Genomic DNA, 19,727 nt, shown 5'->3' on the forward strand with positions numbered 1-19,727 from the left:
ACATCCTGCTACCCGAGCGCGCTTGTGCGCGCCATCACGCGCGGCGTGGCGTGGTCGTGTTGCGCACACTCGGGTCGTTTTCGCTCCCGGCGTGCGATCCGTCAGGTAATCGTCGGTGCGCCGAGGGCCGTTCTCCACTCGGTCACGTTCTCGGTCATCCAGTCGAGGAGGTGCTCCGCCTCCTGCGGATGGCGACCGGTGCCGGCGAGAAGATCCGCGAAGGCCTGCGCGGGGGCGACCAGACGGACGTTGTCGCGGAAGAGGGTGCGCTCGAAGACCGCAGCCGATCGGGGAGTGGCGACGAGGACGTTGGCGCCCTGATCGACGGGGCGTAGCTCGAGTGCGCCGGCCAGCGCCTCGCCGTGGTCGGCGTAGATCTGGATCTGATGCGCCGGCGCGTATTCGACGAATGCCGCGGCGGCGAGTGACCCGGTCACCGCGTAGAGGTGGCCGGAGACCTTCGCGAGTTTCGCGACGAACGACTGCACCCCCTCGGGTGCGAAGTAGCCGACGGTGGGGCAGTCCTTGAAACTGGAGTCGCTGCTCCAGGCGCGCAGCATCGGCTGCCATCGGACGCTGGTGATGGGACCGCGGGGGAGTCGTTCGAGCAGATCGCGTTCTTCGAGGGTTTCGACCACCCGATAGGTCGCGCCGGTGGACGCGCCGGACAGCCGGACGAGTTGGGGGACCGTCAGCTGACCCGAATGATCGGCGAGGGCACGCACGACCCGGGCGGCAGGATCGCCGGTCAGCTGTGCGGCCGGACGGCCCGGGCCGCGCCATGGGTCGGCGTCCGCGCCCCGGTCGCGTACCCAGATCGCGGGCCGGTCCGCGGCAAGGGAGGTGTTGCCCGTCGCATCGGCGTAGGAGAGACCCCTGGCGTCGAGTTGGCGACGAACCGGCTCGGAAAGGTAACGGGCACAGACGAATCCGCGATCGGATCCGGACAGTCCGTCGGCGAACCGGGCGGCGTCGCCCGCGAGAACTCCTCGGGCGGGGATGACGGAGAAGGACGCCACCTCGCCGTTGGGCGCGCCGACCAGCAGTCGTTCCGGCGCGTCGGCGAGGGAGCGGGACTTTCCGGACGTCAAGGTCCAGCCGTGGGGGAGTGCGGCTTGGAGGGTGGCGATCGCCCGGCGGTAGAGATCGATGTCGCGTTCCGGCTTGGGAAACGGCACCTTCGGCTCGCTACCTGCGAATTCGGCGTTTTCCTGATTCGGCACATCGCCAGTCTACTTAATCGGTCCGAGACGGAACCGAAAATAGACCGAACAATCGTGGCGCTCCCAGCGCCACCGAGTAGTCGGATGCCACCACAACTCGCCACCTCCACGTGAACGGTTCCCCGAGGCCGGGGCGGCGTGGGGGAGTTTCACTCCCTCCGGCGGGTTCAGGGGCGGCGGGCAATCCAAACGGTCCGGCTGCCCCGGACCGTCAGGTCCCCGCGGTGCAGGACGCTGTCGGGGTTGTCTTCCGAGAGAAGGCGATCGAGAGTGGCGCGGTCGTCGGCGGCAAGTTGCCCGTCGAGCGCGGAGCGGATGCGGCGCAGGAAATTCTGTGCGTAGCGTCCGGTGCTCCGCGGGGCCGGGGTTGCCTCGCTGGTGAAACTGCGCTCCTCGACGTCCACGAAACCGGCCCGCTCCACGTGGGCCCGCCAGTTCGGGTGTGAGTTCCAGTCCAACCGCGTCAAGGCTTCGTGGCAGCGCGACTCAAGGCCCGGGCGGCCCAGGCCGAGGTCGTCCGGCAGCAGGCGCGGCAGCGCGTCCATCTCGACGACCACCAGCACGCCGTCGGTGTTCAGCGCGCCGTACATGGCACGGAGCACCCGGTCGGGATCGGCGACCTCATGCAACGAGGACGCCGCCCACACGACGTCCGCCGCGTCGACTGCCGGCCAGGCGACATCCAGATCGGCGTGCACGACGCTCAATCGGCCGGCCAGTCCCCACCCGTTCGCGGCCGTGCGGAGGCGCTCGAGCATCACCTCCGACCTGTCGATCGCGATCACCTCGGCCGCGGGGAATTGTCGAGCAAGGGTCAGGCTGCCGACGCCCGTTCCCGCCCCCACGTCGACGACCCGGTGCGTGGTCTCCCCGGTGCGCTGTCCGACCCATTCGGCCACCGGGTCGAGGTAGGAGCCGAAAACCTCGGCGTCCAGGTCCAGTAGATCCGCCAGCGCCGCCTCGTGGTCCCGGGTGTGCCCGCCGTGGTGAGGGGAGTGGTGATGAGAATGCTGTGTCATTACTCCAGGCTAGCCACATCCTGCGCAATACGCATACACTCTTGCCTATGACGCAAGAAGTCGGGCTGGACAGCGTGATCCGTCAACGCATCCGAGGCCTTCGGCTGGCCCGCGGCTGGTCACTGGACGTGCTCGCTGCGCGCTGCTTTCTCAGTCCGTCCACCCTCAGCCGCATCGAAACCGGCCACCGCAGGATCGCCCTCGACCAACTGGTTCCCATCGCGCGGGCCCTCGGCACCACGCTCGATCAGCTCGTCGAGTCCGTCGAGGACGAGGATGTGGTGATCCGGCCGCAGCCCGAACACACGCGAGGTCTGACGATCTGGCTCCTGTCCCGCGAACGCGCGCTCCACGGAGCGACCGTGGCGAAGATGCGCATCACCTCCGATCGGCCCGCGGGCCCGGAGCATGTGAGTGTGCACCCGGGCCACGAGTGGTTCACGGTGCTGTCGGGGACAGCCCGCCTGCAGCTCGGTGAGCGAACCATACTGATCGAAGCGGGTGCCGCAGCGGAGTTCTCGACCATGGTGCCGCACTCCATCGGCGCCCACGACGGTCCCGTCGAGATCCTCACGATCTTCGACCACGACGGGGAGCGTGCCCACCTGCACGCCGATCACAACGAGTAGAGAGGACAGGCATGTCGACTTCCGACACCGCAGGCCATACGGAGTTTCCGGCGAGCATGGGGAAGGTCTCCCGTCGTGAGCTCGCGTCTCACGGCTATACGCGTTTCGACCAACTGACGACGGTCACCGCCAATGAGCTGTCGAAGATCCACGGCGTCGGGCCGAAGGCGATCCGAATCCTCGAGGAGGAACTCGCGGAGCGGGGGCTCGGCTTCGCGAACTGAGTCGAGCCCGGCCGGGCTACAGCAGGCCGTGCGTGCGCTGATAGGTGGCCGGTGGTGTCCCGACCACGTGAGTGAAGACACGGGTCAGGTGCGCCTGGTCGCTGAACCCCAGTTCGTAGGCCAGCGCAGACCAGTCGATCCTCTCGCCCGAGTGGGCGACGCCGGCCGCGTCGAGGATGCGGAATCGCTGGATCACCCACTTCGGGCCGATGCCGACGTACTCGGTGAACAGCCGTTGCAGGGTGCGCAGGCTGCAGCCGGCATGTGCGGCGAGCTGGCCTGCCCGGACGATGTCGCGGCGGCGCTTGGCGTCGCCCACCAGGGCTGTGATCTCCCGACCCGTGGGATCCGGAACGGGATCGGTGTGAAGAAGGTATCGCTCGAAGGCGTCGATCATCTCCGCGCTGTCCGTGCCGGTCAGAATTCGCTCCGCGACCGGGCGATCGTCACCGGCGAGCAGATCCCGGCCGGGCTGGGCGGTTCCCGAGATCGCTCCGACGCTGCCCCTCAGCAGAGGCCGGAACCCGCCGGCGTGGAAGGCAGCTCCCAGCACGTGGCCGTTCCCGGTCAGCGTTCGGTAGAACGGCGACCGGGAAATCCCGTGCACCAGCAGCTGTCCGTCCTCGGCAGCGACATGTACGCGGGGCTGGGACACCACCTGCTGACGATGGGGCTGCGGCACCGACCACCTCACCAGCCAGTGGTAGTCGACGAACTCGGCCAAAGCTTCTCGGGGAGCGACCCGTTCGACCTCGAACCCCGGTGCGGCGGCCGTCGGGTGGACGATCGCCTCGGGATGTCCTGGCACGGTCGGCATTCGCTCGTCCTAGTGTCGCGAATGTTCAAGAACGTCACGCTGCCGCGTACCTAGAGTCACGTGTCATGAGCTACTCACACACTGCACGAGGCAAGTTCTCCATCGCGTCGTGGTCGGAATCGGTGATCGTCGACATCGACGGCGAAGGTACGACCGCCGGCGACACCTATTTCCCCACTCGCGGTGCCAACCGAGCGACCGTCGCGTACTCGTACTCCGGGGACATCGACGGAACGAGCACGGTGGTCTACCTGATCGCATACAAGGCCGATGCCGCGCCGGTGCTCGGCCTCGAACGCTTCGAGGGCTCGATCGGCGGGCACGACGGAACGTGCGTGTTCCAGCACATCGGCAGCCAGGACCAGGGTTCGGTGTCGGCACGGATCGAGGTGGTGCCGGGTATGGGCACCGGCGGTCTGATCGACCTACGCGGCAGCGCGGACCTGTCCATCGCGGGCCCCGGCGACAGCGGCTACGAATTCATTCTGTCGTACGACATCGGATGAGCTTTCGTCGTCGATCGTGTCTTCGAGCCCGGCGGCCGTCAAGTCGTCGAGGGTGCGGCGAAGGGCTTCAGGCCACACGCCGTCGCGAAGCCCTGTGATTCGATGCCGAACGCGGTGTTGGTGCGGGTCGCGAAGTTCGCCAGCGCGATGAACGCGGTCAGTTCCACCAGCGCGGCCGGGCCGAGCGCGTCGAGCAGCCTGGCCGACATTTCGTCGGTGACCGTCGGCGGGGTCAGGGTCATCGCTTCGGCGTACTCGAGCACGTCCCGCTCCAGCGGCGTGAACACGTCCGACTGGCGCCAGCGGGGTACTTCGCGTGCCTTGGTCAGATCGAGCCCCTCGTTGTGGGCTTGGAAGTAGCCGAAGTCCAGGCAGAAGCTGCAGCCGACCAGGCCGGCCACCGCCATGTGGGCAAACGACTTCAGGTTCGCGTCACACCGATCCCACTTCTGCGCTTGGCGACCGACGCTGAAGCTGAAGTTCAGCACCTTCCGGTTGTGCCACGCGACCTCGACCGGCTCGGCCACCTCGCCGAGCATTCTGCGGGACATCCGCTTGACGATCGCGCCGTAGATGCCGGTCAGCTCGGCCTTCAGGATCCGAGTATTGCCGGCCACGATTCCTCCTCCGGTTGTCGTGCTCTCGGCATGAGACACCGGCCACGAACCGAATGTGACACCCGAACCGGAATTGGCGGCAGGAACCTTCGCTACCGCTCAGCCCGGTGCGAGTGCGCGGTCGGCCAGCGCGGCGACGACGGGCGAGAGTGCCTGAGCGTGTTCGAGGGTCAAGTGATTGTCGTCGCGGTACACGAGGTCGTTGCCGACGATGACGGGGCAGCGCTCGGTGGTGCAGAACAGGGCAGTGAGGTCGGCGTACCGTCCGCCGCCTGCCGCGGTGGCCACCGCCTCGGCCACGACGCCGGCGTCGTTCACCGCGACAGGCCGTGGCGGCGAGCAGGCGGTCGCGTCGTCCAGGTGGGCGGATAGGCACGTCGGCACGGTCGACTGCGGATCCGGGATCGGTCCGAGGACGAGGACGGCCGCACCCGTGGCCCGCAGTTCCGTGACCAGGCGGGTCAGGCTGTCGAGCCAGGCCTGACCGTAGACGGTGAAACCGAAATCGACGCCGTACCGCCGGGACATGCTCAGCACCACCAACCGGGGCCGTTCGGTCCGCAGCCGATCGACGATCTCGCCGCGCCACTGCTCGCACTCGGTGTATTCCCGCCCGAGGTAGGGGCTGGTGAGTGGGAGGTCGAGAAGCGGGCAGGTGACCTTGCCCATCGTCTCGAGCCGCCAATGATTCTGCTGGGCTGCCGATTCGAATGCCGGGGCCCACATCGCGGCATGCGAATCGCCGACCAGCGCCACCGTCGTCGGAGACGCCACGTCCCCCGACGCGCACTCGCCCTGACCCACTTCGAGCCACGACCGCACACAGCCGTTGACGAACACCTCCGGCTTGTCTGCCGGCGCGTCGGCGAGCGGTGGAGAAAGATTCGACGGGACCGCTTGCAGCCCTGCCGATTCCGCGACCGCTGCCTGCACCTGCGCGGTCATGTCGTGCACCGCCGCGTCGCGCGGATCGACTGCGGTAGGCGCCGATTCGGCCGGCGCAGAGACGGTGAGGGCTGTGGCCGCGGCTCCGTGTCCGACCGGAACCGGCCGCGCGATCAGCAGCACCAGTGCCGCACACACTGCGATGGCGGTGACGGCACCGCCGAGTACGAGGCTGCGCGAGGCCGAACGACGCAGCGGAGCAGCGAAGCGGACGGGGTTCTCGACCAGGACCAGTGTCAGTCCGGCCAGACCCGCGGACACCATGACCATCGCCAGACGATCGGTCAGGTCGAGCGAGCGGCCGAGCACGATCGGCGCGAGCAGCAGTACCGGCCAGTGCCACAGGTACCAGGAATAGGACACCCGACCGACCGCCCGCATCGGCGGCAGCGACAGGCTCCGACCGACCCCCAGCCGGGGTGTGGCACACCCCGCCCCAATCACCAGCACCGTGCCGACGACCGGAACCAGCGCGGCGGTTCCGGGGTAGGGCGTCGTCTCGCCGAGTCGAAAACAGGCGACCACGATCAGTGCGAAACCCGTCCATCCGGCCGCGGCGGCGACCACCGACGGCAGCCGCTGCCAGTGTCGAACCGACAGGGCGACCAACCCGCCTGCGGCCAGTTCCCAGCCGCGGGCGGGCAACGAGAAGAACGCCCACGGCGGCAGGGTCCGGGTCCAGTCGAGTGAGACCGCGAACGACACTGCGGCGACCACGGCGAGCACGATCAGATACGGGGTCGTCGACGGTGTTTCGTCCGCGTCGAGGCGCCGTGTCCTGCGCCGGACGAGCCAGGCGACCCCGATGATCAGCGCCGGCCACAGCAGGTAGAACTGCTCTTCCACGCCGAGCGACCAGTAGTGCTGGAACGGTGACGGGGGTGCGTCGGCGGCCAGATAGTCGGTGCCGTGCAGCGCGAACCGGTAGTTACCGACGTAGAGCGCACTGGCGATCCCGTCACCGAGGACCGCGCGGGCCTGCAGAGGGGGCAGGAGCAGGGCCGAGCCGATCGCAGTGGCCACCAGCACGATGCACCCGGCGGGCAGCAACCGGCGGGCCCGGGCACCGTAGAACTCGGCCAACCGCACGCGGCCGGTGCTCGCGACGTTCCGCCACAGCAGCCCGGTGATGAGAAACCCCGAGACGACGAAGAAGATGTCGACACCGACGAACCCTCCGTCGATTCCGGGCACGCCCGCGTGAAAGAGGACCACGGCCAGCACGGCGACGGCCCGTAGACCCTCGATGTCCGCGCGGAACCTCGGCTCGGCCGGCCGGACACCGGCCGGAGGGCGGTTACCGGATCGGCGTCGCCGTTCCGGACTCGCGACGGTATTCACTCGACCAGCGATCTGTCCATGCGACGCGCCCCTTCAGCTGCAGCATTGAGCTCATAATGACAGCGGTGCCGAGACTTTCCCGAAAGGCACGCCGTATCAGGGCAGAGCACTGGTGAATGGCCACTCACACGTGCACGACGACCGACCCCTCGCGAACCGAGGCGGAGTAGGTGCGGACCGAGCCCACACCTTCGGATGCGCAGGCGCCCGTGTCGAAGGCGAACGCGTACTGGTGGAGCGGGCACGTCACGCCGTCGGCGTCGATCTGTCCGTCGGCGAGGGGACCGCCCTTGTGCGGGCACACCGCATCCATCGCCCGAACGGTGCCGTCCGACAACAGGAACACGGCCACCTGACGGTTCTGCACGACGTACGTCCGGCCTTCGCCCGGCGTCAGGTCGCTGACCGGCCCCACCGCGACCTCGGAAGGCCCCTCGACCAGGGCGGTCATCGGACCGGCACCTGGGGAAGCGGCAGCAGCGGGAGCGACGGAGCGAACTGTGCGGGCGATTTCGGCGCGCTGCGCTCCTTCCAGGGATCCCGGTAGCCGTCCACCGCCGTCTGGATCCGCTCGTCCAATCCCGTCACGATGTGCTCCTCGTCTCGGACCAGTAGCGCCTGAAGATGTTCGAGTCCCACCCGCGGCACGAAGTCGTACGTGCGCTCGAGCCATTTCGCGTTCTCGCGGTAGTACTGGATGAATCGTCCGCCGAGTTCCACTACGGCGTCCGGTGATTCGACCGTGGCCAGCAGGTCGCCCTTGCGGATGTGCGCTCCGGCGGCGCCGCCGACGTAGATTTCCCACCGGCCGTCGCCGACCGCGACCACACCGAAGTCCTTGCACAGGGCCTCCGAGCAGTTGCGTGGGCACCCGGCGACCGCGAGTTTCAGTTTCGCGGGCGTCTCCAGGCCCTGGAACCGCTCCTCGAGCGCGATGCCGAGGCTGGTCGAATCGCCGAGACCGTAGCGGCAGAAATCGGTTCCGACGCACGTCTTCACCGTGCGCATGCTCTTGCCGTAGGCGAACCCGGACGGCATGTCGAGGTCACCCCACACCTTGGGTAGATCCTCCTTCTTGATGCCGAGCAGGTCGATGCGCTGCCCGCCGGTGACCTTCACGAGCGGCACGCCGTACTTGTCGGCAACGTCGGCGATCTTGCGGAGTTGCTCCGGCGTGGTGACGCCGCCCTTCATCTGCGGGACCACCGAGAACGTGCCGTCGCGCTGGATGTTGGCGTGCACGCGGTCGTTGATGAACAGCGCGCCGCGCTCGTCCACCCAGTCGGGTCCCCAGATGGTGCGGAGCAGCGAGGCCAGGGGCATCTTCGCGGACGCGTCCTCCTTCGCGTCCGTCGCGAGCTCGGCGAACACCTGGGACACGGCGCGGAGATCGCGTTCCCGGATGGTCGCGATGAGTTCGGGCTTCGTCATCGGGATGCAGGGCACATACCAGTCTGCGGAGGGGTCGGCCTCGAGTTCGCCGCCCGCGGCGCAGGCCACGATGTCGGCGACGAGACCCTTGCACGAGCCGCAGCCCTTGCCTGCCCGGGTCTGGGCGCAGACGTCGGTGAGTGTCTTGGCGCCGGAATGGACGCACGCCACCAGATCGCCCTTGCTTACACCGTTGCAGTTGCACACCTGCAGTTCGTCGGGGAGATCGGCGACACTCGTCGCGGCGTTCGGGGCTCCGACGTCGAAGAGCATGCTGATCCGCTCCTCGGGCAGCGGCACCTTGCCGTCGAACGCCTGCGTGAGGAAACCGGCCTTGCTGATGTCGCCCATCAGGGTGGCGCCGATCAGCTTGCCGTCTCGGACTACGATGCTCTTGTACGTGCCGCTGCGCGGTTCGTAGTACTGGACGAACTCGTCGTCCGCCGTCTCCGGTCCCTTGACGCCCATCGCGGCCACGTCGACACCGGCGACCTTCAGTTTGGTGGTGGTGCGCGAACCGATGTACGCCGCTTCGGGATTGGAGCCGGTGAGGACTTCGGCGAGGATGACCGACTGCTCCCACACCGGGGCGACGAGGCCGTAGGTCTCCCCGCGGTGCTGTGCGCACTCGCCGACGGCGTACACGGAACCCTCGTCCTCGCAGCGCATCTGGTCGTCCACCACGACGCCGCGTTCGACCACGAGCCCGGCGGCCCGCGCGAGTTCGGTGTTGGGCCGGATTCCGGCGGTGACGACGACCATGTCGGCGTCCAGGGTGGAGCCGTCGACGAACGACACCCCGGTCACGAGGCCCGCGTCGTCGCGCAGCACGGCGGTGGTCCGCATCGAGGTGTGGACGCCGACGCCGAGTTTCTCGATCTCGCCGCGCAGGACGCTGCCGCCGCGTTCGTCGAGCTGCTGGTTCATCAGGTGCCCGGGGGAGTGCACGACGTTGACGGTGAGACCCTGAGTGCGCAGCCCGTACGCGGCTTCCAGGCCGAGCAGACCGCCGCCGATCACCACCGCGGACACGTCGTCGCGGGCCTGCGCCATCTGCAGCATTCCGTTGGTGTCGGCGATGTTCCGGAAGCCGAACACCCCGCGGGCCAGGCGCCCGTCGTGCTCGCGCAGTCCGTCCATGTTGGGGAAGAACGTGTTGCTTCCCGTGGCGATGATGAGGACGTCGTAGTCGACGACGCGGCCGCTCTCACACGTAACGGTCTTCGCGAACCGGTCGAGTGCGACCGCGCGGTCGCCGGCGTGGAGTTTGACGCCGTTGGCGGTGTACCAGCCCATGGGGTTGAGGATGAGGTCCTCGTCGTCGACGGCCGCCTCCCCGGACAGCACGTGCGAGAGCATGATCCGGTTGTAGTTGCCGTAGGGCTCGTCGCCGATCATGGTGATCTCGAAACGCTCGCCGCCGCCACGGTTCAGGATCTCCTCGACGGTGCGTGCGCCGGCCATACCGTTGCCGACGACCAGCAGCTTGCTCGAACTCGGTGTGTTGGCCATGCGTCGAGGCTCCGCCCCGGGAGTGTCGTAACGGCTGCGCGCACGTTACGTGGGAATCAGGAACACCTCACAGCCCTCCCGGAAGTCATGTCAGGCAGGTGTGCGGTCGCGGGGCATGAGCAGCGGGGCCAGCACGGCGAGGAGCAGGGCGGGCAGCAGGAAACCGGCCGCGGGCGACACCGAATACACCGGGGTGAGGGTGATCGGGGCGAGCGCGTTGCCCATGAATCGCAGCGCCTGCACGACGGACACCGCGCCGCCCCGGTTCGGTCCCGGCGAACCCAGCACGGCGGCATTGACCCCCACCAGGATGAACTGACCGGCGATTCCGGCCGCGAACCACGCCACGGCCACGACCGCGAGGAGGGACACGGTCCCGGCGGCCGCGACGAGAATCGCCCCGCCGAACGCGCCGATCAGGACGGCCGCCCGGGCCCCGATCTTGTCGATGACACCGCCGACGAGGCGTGCGGTGAGGATGCCGGCCACGCCGAACCCGGTGAGCAGCAGCCCACGCTGGGTCGGGCTGAGCCCGAAGACGTCCTCGGCGCGGAACGCCACCAGGAAGCTCAGCCCACCGAGCGCGCCCCAGCCGAGGAGTGCGACCACCCCGATTCTCAGCACCGACGGGGTGAGGGCGTCGCGCAGTCGCGGGCGCGGTGCCCCCGGCTCGGCGGGAGCACTGTCGGGAACGCCGACCAGACCCAGCACCGCGGCGACGAGGGCGATGACGAGGAATGCGAGACGCCAGTCGACCTCCGCCGCGAGCCCGCCGACGAGCGGCGCGCTCGACTGTCCCGCGGCTTGGAAGGCGCCGAAGATTCCCAGCGCCCGGCCGAGATGTTTCTTCGGAGTCGAGGCGGCGAGCGCCGCCAGCAGCAGCGGCGTCGTGAACGAGTTCGAACACCCCTGGAGCACGCGGGCGCCGAGGAAGAGCGGCAGCGTCGGCGCCACGAAACACGCCAGCGACGACAGCAGGTAGACGCCGTACGCGATCCGCACGGTCCGCGTCTGCCCCCACCGGGCGCCCAGCGTGCCCGACACCAGCATCAGCAACGCGAACGGCAGCAGGTACGCCGTCAGCGAGCCGGCCGCGGCGGACGCACTCACGCCGAGGTCGTCACCGATCTCGGGAAGGATCGAGGCGACGACCCCGCCGCCGAACGGACCGAGGAAACCGCCGGCGTAGAGCGCCGTGCGCTGGAGCGAGGAACGAAGCGACTCGGATGAGTTCTTCGTCACAGCCCGAAGCTGCCGGGCCCACGCCTGCGGAGATACCGCTCGAACTCGGCCGCGAGCGCGTCACCGTCGATCTTCGAGATGGCGTCGGAGATGTCGGTCTCGGCGTCGCCGCGCTCCTCGAGTGAGCGGACGTACTCGCCGATCTCCTCGTCGTCCGCGGTCATCTCGGTGACCGCTTCCTGCCAGTCGTCGGCCTGGGCCGGGAGTTCCCCGAGGGGAACCTCGATGTCCAGGACATCCTCGACGCGTTGGAGCAGCGCCACCGTGGCCTTCGGATTCGGCGGCTGGGACACGTAGTGGGGCACGGCCGCCCAGAACGACACGGCAGGCACACCGGCCCGGACGCACGCGTCCTGCAGCACCCCGGTGATCCCGGTCGGCCCCTCGTAGCGGGTCTGTTCGAGCTTGAACCGCTCGGCGGCCTCGCTACTGTACGCGCTGCCCGTCACCGGGACCGGCCGCGTGTGCGGGGTGTCCGCGAGCAGTGCCCCGAGGATCACCACGGTGTTGATCTGCAGCTGATCGATCAGCTCGAGGAGGTCCTCGCAGAAGCTGCGCCAGCGCATGTTCGGTTCGATCCCGCGCAGCAGAACCACGTCGCGGTCGCTGCCGGGAGGCGAGCACACCGACAGGCGGGTGGCGGGCCACACGATCTCCCGGGTGACACCGTCGACCTGCCGCACCGTGGGTCGATTGACCTGGTAGTCGTAGTATTCCTCGGAGTCGAGCTCGGCGAGCGGCTGGGCGTCCCAGGTCAACTCGAGGTGCTCGACGGCTCCGCTCGCGGCGTCGCCGGCGTCGTTCCAGCCCTCGAAGGCGGCGACGAGGACAGGGTCACGAAGCACGGGCACGCCACTGTCCGCCGCACCGGCATCCGCGGTGTCGGGGGTGTCGTCGGCGCGGCCCGCAGGCGTGACGGGGAACTCACTGGAACTCACCCACCCAGCCTACGGCCAGCATTGGTTCGCGCGCCCACTAGTCTGGACGGCATGTCTGCGCCATTTCACTCTGCCCTGCTCGATGCGTTGAACCAGCGCGTTGTCATCGGCGACGGAGCCATGGGCACCATGTTGCAGGCCGCGGACCTCACGCTCGACGACTTCCTCGGGCTCGAAGGCTGCAACGAAATCCTCAACGACACTCGCCCTGACGTGCTGAAAGACATCCACCGCGCGTACTTCGAGGCGGGGGCGGACGCCGTCGAGACCAACACGTTCGGGTGCAACCTACCCAACCTCGCCGATTACGACATTTCGGACCGTATCCGGGAACTGGCCGAGAAGGGCACCCGGCTGGCGCGTGACGTGGCCGACGAGATGGGGCCCGGACGCGACGGCATCGGCCGCTTCGTCCTCGGCTCGATGGGACCCGGAACCAAGCTGCCGACGCTGGGCCACGCGCCGTTCGCGGTCCTCCGCGACGCCTACGCGGAGGCTGCGATGGGCATGATCGACGGGGGAGCGGACGCGATCCTCGTCGAGACCTGCCAGGACCTGCTGCAGGTGAAGGCCGCCATCCTCGGCAGTCAGCGGGCGATGGAGACGCTGGGGTCGCGGCTGCCGATCATCACCCACGTCACGGTCGAGACCACCGGCACGATGCTCCTCGGCAGTGAGATCGGTGCCGCGCTGACCGCGCTCGAGCCGCTCGGTATCGACATGATCGGCCTCAACTGCGCGACCGGACCGGCCGAGATGAGCGAACATCTCCGTCACCTGTCCAAGTACAGCTCCCTCCCGGTGTCGGTGATGCCCAACGCCGGACTGCCGCAGCTCGGCCCGAACGGCGCCGAGTACCCGCTCACCGCGGAGGAGCTCGCCGAGGCGCTCAGCGGCTTCGTCACCGAGTTCGGTCTCGGTCTGGTCGGCGGCTGCTGCGGGACCACCCCGGAGCACATCCGGCAGGTGGCCGAAGCGGTCCGCCTGGTCGAGAAGGCCGAGCGGAACCCGGTGCACGAGTCGGGGACGTCCTCGCTGTACACGGCGGTGCCGTTCCAGCAGGACGCCAGCATCCTGATGATCGGTGAACGCACGAACACCAATGGCTCCAAGGCGTTTCGCGAGGCGATGATCGCCGAGGACTACCAGAAGTGCCTCGACATCGCGAAGGACCAGACCCGCGACGGCGCCCACATGCTCGACCTCAACGTCGACTACGTCGGACGCGACGGTGCCGTCGACATGGCCGCCCTCGCAAGCCGGTTCGCGACGTCGTCGACGCTGCCGATCATGCTCGACTCCACCGAGCCCGCGGTCCTGCAGGCCGGCCTCGAGCACCTCGGCGGCCGGTGCGCCGTGAACTCCGTCAACTACGAGGACGGCGACGGACCGGACTCGCGGTTCCAGAAGATCATGCGGCTCGTCACGGAGCACGGCGCCGCCGTCGTCGCGCTGACCATCGACGAGGAGGGCCAGGCGCGAACCGCGGAGCACAAGGTCCGCATCGCCGAGCGTCTGCTCGAAGACCTCACCGTGAACTGGGGTCTCGACGAGTCCGACATCATCATCGACGCTCTGACGTTCCCGATCTCCACCGGTCAGGAAGAGGTCCGCCGCGACGGCATCGAAACGATCGAGGCGATCCGCGAGCTGAAGAAGCGGCATCCGCGGGTCCACTTCACCCTCGGCGTGTCCAACATCTCGTTCGGTCTCAACCCGGCGGCCCGGCAGGTCCTGAACTCGGTGTTCCTGCACGAGTGCACCGAGGCCGGCCTGGACACGGCCATCGTGCACGCGTCGAAGATCCTGCCGATGGCGCGGATCCCCGACGAACAGCGGGAAACGGCCCTCGACCTGGTCTACGACCGCCGCCGTGAAGGCTACGACCCGCTGCAGAAGCTGATGGAACTGTTCGAGGGCGTCTCCGCGGCGTCGGCGCGCGAATCCCGTGCCCAGGAACTGGCGGCGCTGCCGCTGTTCGAGCGGCTGGAACGCCGCATCGTCGACGGTGAACGCAACGGCCTCGACGACGACCTCACCGCGGCGATGGAGGAGAAGCCGCCGCTCGCGATCATCAACGAGACGCTGCTGTCCGGCATGAAGACCGTCGGCGAACTCTTCGGGTCCGGGCAGATGCAGCTGCCGTTCGTGCTGCAGTCCGCCGAGGTGATGAAGGCGGCCGTGGCATACCTCGAACCGCACATGGAGGCCACCGACGAGGACGGCAAGGGCCGGATCGTCATCGCCACCGTGAAGGGCGACGTCCACGACATCGGCAAGAACCTCGTCGACATCATCCTGAGCAACAACGGGTACGACGTGGTGAACCTGGGCATCAAGCAGCCGATCGCGACGATCCTCGACGCGGCGATCGAGCAGAAGGCCGACGTCATCGGCATGTCCGGGCTGCTCGTGAAGTCGACCGTGGTGATGAAGGACAACCTGCAGGAACTCAACGCCAAGGGTGTCGCGGAGAAGTTCCCCGTCCTCCTCGGCGGTGCCGCGCTGACCCGTTCGTACGTGGAGAACGACCTGGCCGAGGTGTACGAGGGCGACGTCAGCTACGCACGCGACGCGTTCGAGGGCCTGCACCGGATGGACGAGATCATGGCCGTCAAGCGTGGCGGCGGACCCGACCCGGACAGTCCGGAAGCGATTGCGGCCCGCGAGAAGGCGGCCGAACGGAAGGCGCGGCACGAGCGGTCCAAGCGGATCGCCGAGAAGCGCAAGGCCGCCGAGACCCCGATCGAGGTGCCGGAGCGATCCGACGTGGCCACCGACATCGTGGTCCCGACCCCGCCGTTCTGGGGCAACCGGATCGTCAAGGGCGTCTCGCTGTCGGACTACTCCGGGCTGTTGGATGAGCGCGCCCTGTTCCTCGGGCAGTGGGGTCTGCGCGGGCAGCGTTCCGGCGACGGTCCCACCTACGAGGAATTGGTGGAGACCGAGGGCCGCCCCCGCCTGCGGTACTGGCTCGATCGGCTGAGCACCGAGGGAATCCTCGCGCACGCCGCCGTCGTGTACGGCTACTTCCCCGCCGTGTCCGAGGGCGACGACGTGGTCGTGCTCACCGACCCGACACCCGACGCCGAGGAACGCTTCCGGTTCACGTTCCCGCGCCAGCACCGCGACCGCTTCCTGTGCGTCGCCGACTTCGTCCGGTCCCGCACCGAGGCGAAGGAGACCGGCCAGGTCGACGTGTTCCCGATGCAGCTCGTGACCATGGGGCAGCCGATCGCGGACTTCGCGAACGAGCTGTTCGCCGCCAACGCGTACCGCGACTACCTGGAGGTGCACGGCATCGGCGTGCAGCTGACGGAATCGCTGGCCGAGTACTGGCATCAGCGGGTCCGCGAGGAACTCGTGCTGCCCGGCGGTCACAACGTGGCCGAGCAGGACCCGTCCGAGGTGTCCGGGTTCTTCGACCTCGCCTACCGCGGTGCCCGCTACTCCTTCGGGTACGGTGCCTGCCCCAACCTGGAGGACCGCGCGAAGATGGTCGCTCTGCTCGAACCCGAACGGATCGGTGTGAAGTTGTCCGAGGAATTGCAGTTGCATCCCGAGCAGTCCACGGATGCGTTCGTGCTGCACCACCCCGAAGCGAAGTACTTCAATGTCTGATGCATTCGACGGTCTCGCAGGTGTTCTGTGGGACATGGACGGAACGCTGCTCGATTCCGAGAAGATGTGGGACGTCGCGGTCCGCGAGTTGTCGCTGCACCTCGGCGGTCCGATGACCGAGGAAACGCGGCTGAAGACGATCGGTGCGTCGAGTGCTAACGCTCTCGGCGTCATCTTCGACGCCCTCGGGCTCGACCGGGATCCGGCGGCGCTCGCCGAGGCCAAGGAGTGGATGTTCACCCGCGTCGAGGAATTGTTCGGCGACGGGATCCCGTGGCGACCGGGCGCCCACGACGCACTGCGGACCGTCCGGGCGCACGGTCTGAGGTCGGCGCTGGTGACCAACACCGAGCGTCGGCTCACCGAGCGGGCACTCGAGACACTCGGCAGGCACCACTTCGACCACTCGGTGTGCGGTGACGAGGTGCCGGCGGGCAAACCGCATCCCGACCCGTACCTGCGGGGCGCGGAACTGCTGGGACTGGATCCGTCGCAGTGCCTGGCCATCGAGGACTCGCCCACCGGTGCGGCGTCCGCGCAGGCCGCGGGGTGCGTCGTCCTGATCGTTCCGTGCGAGATCGTGGTGGCCGACGGCCCGGGGCGGGTGTTCCGGGACAGTCTCGAGGGTCTCACCGGTTCCGACCTGGCCGAGGTGTGGGCGCAGCGGAGTGCCGTCCGTCTCTAGGTAGTCTGGTTTGCCGTGGCTGTCCCGAAAATCGTGCTGTTCTACGTGTTCACTCCGCTCGCCGACCCGGAGGCGATACGGCTGTGGCAGTACACACTCGCCGAGGCGAACAACCTGACCGGTCGGATTCTCGTCTCCGAGCACGGCATCAACGCGACGGTCGGTGGTGACATCCACGACGTCAAGCGGTACGTGAAGGGGACGCGCAGCTACGCCCCGTTCAAGGACGCCGACATCAAGTGGTCGAACGGGCTCGGTGACGACTTCCCGCGGCTGAGCGTCAAGGTGCGATCGGAGATCGTGACGTTCGGTGCGCCGGGCGAGCTGAAGGTGGATGCGGACGGTGTCGTCGGCGGCGGTACCCACCTGGCACCCGACGAGGTGCACCGCCTGGTCGAGGGTCGCGGTGACGACGTCGTCTTCTTCGACGGACGCAACGGTTTCGAGGCGGAGATCGGCCGATTCCGGGACGCCGTCGTGCCCGACGTGTCCACCACGCGCGAGTTCGTGCACGAACTCGACAGCGGCAAGTACGACCATCTGAAGGGCAAGGCCGTCGTCACCTACTGCACCGGGGGAGTGCGGTGCGAGGTCCTGTCCTCGCTGATGCGCTCGCGCGGGTTCGGCGAGGTCTACCAGCTGGACGGCGGCATCGTCCGCTACGGCGAGGCGTTCGGTGACACGGGCCTGTGGGAGGGGTCGCTGTACGTCTTCGACAAACGGATGAACATCGAGTTCAGCGATCAGGCCAAGACTCTGGGGCGCTGCAGCAAGTGCGGGGGTCCGACGTCCCGGTACGAGAATCTGCCGGACGACCGGGGCCGCGAACTGGTGCTCGTCTGCGCCGGCTGCACCGAGAATCGGGCGGGCTGAGGTGGCGGGGGCGCCCCTGCCGGTCCGCAACGGCCTCGGTCCCGACCGCATCCGGATGCCGGCAGGCGTCGGCGCGAAGACGGTCGCCGAATTCCTGGTCGAGACGTACCCGGACGAGCGCGCGCACTGGCTGTCGCTGATCGACGGCGGGGAAGTCGTCGACGAGCACGGCAGGGTGGTCGACCGCGGGACCCGTTATGCCCCAACCCGTTTCGTGTACTTCTACCGCGACCCCGCACCCGAGATCCCGGTTCCGTTCGAGATCGACGTCCTGCACCGCGACGACCACCTCGTGGTGATCGACAAACCCCATTTCCTCGCGACCATTCCGAGGGGCGCGCACATCACCGAGACGGCGGTCGTGCGGCTGCGGAGGGCGCTCGACCTGCCCGACCTCACACCGGCGCACCGGCTCGACCGGATGACGGCCGGCGTCCTGGTGTTCCTGATCAGGCCGGAAGACCGCAGACCGTATCAGGAACTGTTCGTCTCCCAGCAGGTCACCAAGGAATACGAGGCCGTCGCGGGGCGCGATCCGACGCTTGCGTTTCCGCGGACCATCCGCAGCCGCATCGTCAAGGAGCACGGGATCATGACGGCCACGGAGGAACCGGGAGAACCGAACAGCGAGACCGTAGTCGAGCTGATCGAGACCCGAGACGGCCGCGCGCGGTACCGGCTGCTGCCGAAGACCGGCCGGACGCACCAACTGCGGTTGCACATGTCGTCGCTGGGGCTGCCGATCGAGGGCGACAACTACTACCCGGACTTCCGCCGGTCCGAGCCCGGCGACTTCTCGACGCCGCTGCGGTTGCTGGCGCGGGCCATCGAGTTCACCGACCCCCGTTCGGGCGAGGTCCGCCGGTTCGAGAGTCGCCGCACACTCGGGTGGTGACCGGTTCGGAGAGGTCCGCGGCGGCGTGAAACAATGGGTCCTCGTGAAGACCTTCGAATCCCTGTTCGCCGAGCTGACCGAGCGTGCCGCTACCCGCCCCGAGGGGTCCGGCACCGTTGCCGCCTTGGACGCCGGCGTCCATTCGCAGGGAAAGAAGATCCTCGAAGAGGCGGGTGAGGTGTGGATCGCCGCCGAGCACGAGAGCGACGAGGCACTCGCCGAGGAGATCTCTCAGCTGCTGTACTGGACGCAGGTGCTGATGGTGGGTAAGGGCCTGAAGCTCGAGGACGTCTACCGACATCTGTGATCGGTGATCGAGACTCCTCCACCCGCTCCCGAAAGGAACCCTCAGCCATGCTGCGCGTCGCAGTCCCCAACAAGGGCTCGCTGTCCGAGTCCGCCGCCGAAATCCTCAGCGAGGCCGGCTACCGCCGTCGCACCGACTCCCGTGACCTGACCGTCCTCGACCCGTCCAATCAGGTCGAGTTCTTCTTCCTGCGCCCCAAGGACATCGCGATCTACGTCGGATCCGGTGAACTCGATCTCGGCATCACCGGCCGCGACCTCGCCCGCGACTCGGGGGCCTCCGTCTCCGAACGGCTGTCGCTCGGCTTCGGCCGTTCCACATTCCGGTACGCCGCCCCCGCGGGCAAGGACTGGTCGGTCGAGGACCTCGCCGGACTCCGGATCGCCACGTCCTACCCCAACCTGGTGCGCGACGACCTGTCCGCACGCGGCATCGACGCCTCGGTCATCCGCCTCGACGGCGCCGTGGAGATCTCGATCCAGCTCGGCGTCGCCGACGCCATCGCCGACGTCGTCGGCTCCGGCCGCACGCTGCGCCAGCACAACCTGGTCGCGTTCGGCGACACCCTGTGCGATTCCGAAGGCGTGCTCATCGAGCGCGCCGGTTCGCCCGACGACGATTCCGCGCGCAACCAGCTGGTCGAGCGGGTGCGCGGTATCGTCTTCGCGCAGCAGAACCTGATGCTCGACTACGACTGCCCCAAGTCGATCCTCGACGACGCGTTGAAGATCACCCCGGGCCTGGAGTCGCCTACACTGTCGCCGCTCGCCGACGAGAACTGGGTCGCGGTCCGGGCGATGGTGCCGATCAAGGGCCACAACGGAGTCATGGACGAACTCGCGGACCTCGGCGCCAAGGCCATCCTCGCGTCCAACATCCGGTCCTGCCGCGCACTCTGATCT

The 19,727-nt window shown here is 68.3% G+C and carries 18 protein-coding genes; 9 read left to right on the forward strand and 9 right to left on the reverse strand.

What is annotated here, in order from left to right; all coding sequences use genetic code 11:
• Positions 1-101: 101 nt before the first annotated feature.
• Both GO592_RS09965 and GO592_RS09970 read right to left on the reverse strand, forming a co-directional pair.
• Complete coding sequence (locus tag GO592_RS09965) at positions 102-1,223, reverse strand: helix-turn-helix domain-containing protein (protein ID WP_005562906.1); 1,122 nt, start codon at positions 1,221-1,223, stop codon at positions 102-104.
• Between the two features lie 167 nt (positions 1,224-1,390).
• On the reverse strand, positions 1,391-2,242 hold the full coding sequence (locus GO592_RS09970) for a class I SAM-dependent methyltransferase (RefSeq protein WP_007299038.1): 852 nt from the start codon (positions 2,240-2,242) through the stop codon (positions 1,391-1,393).
• Positions 2,243-2,289: 47 nt separating this feature from the next.
• Between GO592_RS09970 and GO592_RS09975 the strand changes: the two genes are divergently transcribed.
• Together GO592_RS09975 and GO592_RS09980 are read left to right on the forward strand one after the other, a co-directional pair.
• Positions 2,290-2,871, forward strand: coding sequence for a helix-turn-helix domain-containing protein (locus GO592_RS09975; protein WP_007299039.1), 582 nt, complete (start codon positions 2,290-2,292; stop codon positions 2,869-2,871).
• Between the two features lie 11 nt (positions 2,872-2,882).
• Positions 2,883-3,095, forward strand: coding sequence for a hypothetical protein (locus tag GO592_RS09980; RefSeq protein WP_005562911.1), 213 nt, complete (start codon positions 2,883-2,885; stop codon positions 3,093-3,095).
• Positions 3,096-3,111: 16 nt separating this feature from the next.
• On the opposite strand, the gene GO592_RS09985 is transcribed toward GO592_RS09980, so the two are convergent.
• On the reverse strand, positions 3,112-3,912 hold the full coding sequence (locus tag GO592_RS09985) for a helix-turn-helix domain-containing protein (RefSeq protein WP_007299040.1): 801 nt from the start codon (positions 3,910-3,912) through the stop codon (positions 3,112-3,114).
• Positions 3,913-3,977: 65 nt separating this feature from the next.
• Here GO592_RS09985 and GO592_RS09990 point away from each other — a divergent pair, with 65 nt between their 5' ends.
• Complete coding sequence (locus GO592_RS09990; protein WP_007299041.1) at positions 3,978-4,418, forward strand: DUF3224 domain-containing protein; 441 nt, start codon at positions 3,978-3,980, stop codon at positions 4,416-4,418.
• A gap of 38 nt (positions 4,419-4,456) precedes the next feature.
• Here GO592_RS09990 and GO592_RS09995 read toward each other — a convergent pair whose 3' ends face one another.
• The 6 genes from GO592_RS09995 to GO592_RS10020 all read right to left on the reverse strand — a co-directional run bounded on the left by GO592_RS09995 (position 4,457) and on the right by GO592_RS10020 (position 12,444).
• Positions 4,457-5,035 carry a carboxymuconolactone decarboxylase family protein gene (locus tag GO592_RS09995; protein WP_007299042.1) on the reverse strand — a complete coding sequence of 193 codons (579 nt, stop codon included), beginning with the start codon at positions 5,033-5,035 and terminating at the stop codon, positions 4,457-4,459.
• Between the two features lie 99 nt (positions 5,036-5,134).
• A complete protein-coding gene (locus GO592_RS10000) occupies positions 5,135-7,321 on the reverse strand; it encodes an acyltransferase family protein (protein ID WP_007299043.1) in 2,187 nt (728 codons plus the stop codon).
• Between the two features lie 124 nt (positions 7,322-7,445).
• Positions 7,446-7,772: a Rieske 2Fe-2S domain-containing protein gene (locus GO592_RS10005; protein ID WP_007299044.1), complete on the reverse strand. Its 327-nt coding sequence runs from the start codon at positions 7,770-7,772 to the stop codon at positions 7,446-7,448.
• Positions 7,769-10,264 carry a nitrite reductase large subunit NirB gene (gene nirB / locus GO592_RS10010; protein WP_007299045.1) on the reverse strand — a complete coding sequence of 832 codons (2,496 nt, stop codon included), beginning with the start codon at positions 10,262-10,264 and terminating at the stop codon, positions 7,769-7,771. Before nirB ends, GO592_RS10005 begins: the two co-directional genes overlap by 4 nt.
• Before the next feature lie 90 nt (positions 10,265-10,354).
• Complete coding sequence (locus GO592_RS10015; protein ID WP_007299046.1) at positions 10,355-11,506, reverse strand: MFS transporter; 1,152 nt, start codon at positions 11,504-11,506, stop codon at positions 10,355-10,357.
• Entirely contained in the window at positions 11,503-12,444 is a 942-nt protein-coding gene (locus GO592_RS10020; RefSeq protein WP_005256316.1) for a PAC2 family protein, read from the reverse strand. Before GO592_RS10020 ends, GO592_RS10015 begins: the two co-directional genes overlap by 4 nt.
• Before the next feature lie 51 nt (positions 12,445-12,495).
• On the opposite strand from GO592_RS10020, the gene metH reads away from it, so the two are divergent.
• The 6 genes from metH to hisG are packed head-to-tail and all read left to right on the forward strand — an operon-like array spanning position 12,496 to position 19,724.
• Complete coding sequence (gene metH, locus GO592_RS10025; protein ID WP_007299047.1) at positions 12,496-16,065, forward strand: methionine synthase; 3,570 nt, start codon at positions 12,496-12,498, stop codon at positions 16,063-16,065.
• A complete protein-coding gene (locus tag GO592_RS10030; protein WP_005562923.1) occupies positions 16,058-16,750 on the forward strand; it encodes an HAD family hydrolase in 693 nt (230 codons plus the stop codon). The genes metH and GO592_RS10030 overlap by 8 nt, the downstream gene beginning before the upstream one ends.
• Positions 16,751-16,765: 15 nt before the next feature.
• Entirely contained in the window at positions 16,766-17,623 is an 858-nt protein-coding gene (trhO, locus tag GO592_RS10035) for an oxygen-dependent tRNA uridine(34) hydroxylase TrhO (RefSeq protein ID WP_007299048.1), read from the forward strand.
• A gap of 1 nt (position 17,624) precedes the next feature.
• Complete coding sequence (locus GO592_RS10040; RefSeq protein ID WP_007299049.1) at positions 17,625-18,518, forward strand: pseudouridine synthase; 894 nt, start codon at positions 17,625-17,627, stop codon at positions 18,516-18,518.
• Positions 18,519-18,543: 25 nt separating this feature from the next.
• Complete coding sequence (locus GO592_RS10045) at positions 18,544-18,825, forward strand: phosphoribosyl-ATP diphosphatase (RefSeq protein WP_009473527.1); 282 nt, start codon at positions 18,544-18,546, stop codon at positions 18,823-18,825.
• 47 nt (positions 18,826-18,872) lie between these two features.
• On the forward strand, positions 18,873-19,724 hold the full coding sequence (gene hisG, locus GO592_RS10050) for an ATP phosphoribosyltransferase (protein ID WP_007299050.1): 852 nt from the start codon (positions 18,873-18,875) through the stop codon (positions 19,722-19,724).
• Positions 19,725-19,727 lie beyond the last annotated feature (3 nt).

The sequence above is a fragment of the Rhodococcus sp. 21391 genome, assembly GCF_016772255.1.
GTDB lineage: Bacteria > Actinomycetota > Actinomycetes > Mycobacteriales > Mycobacteriaceae > Rhodococcus_F > Rhodococcus_F opacus.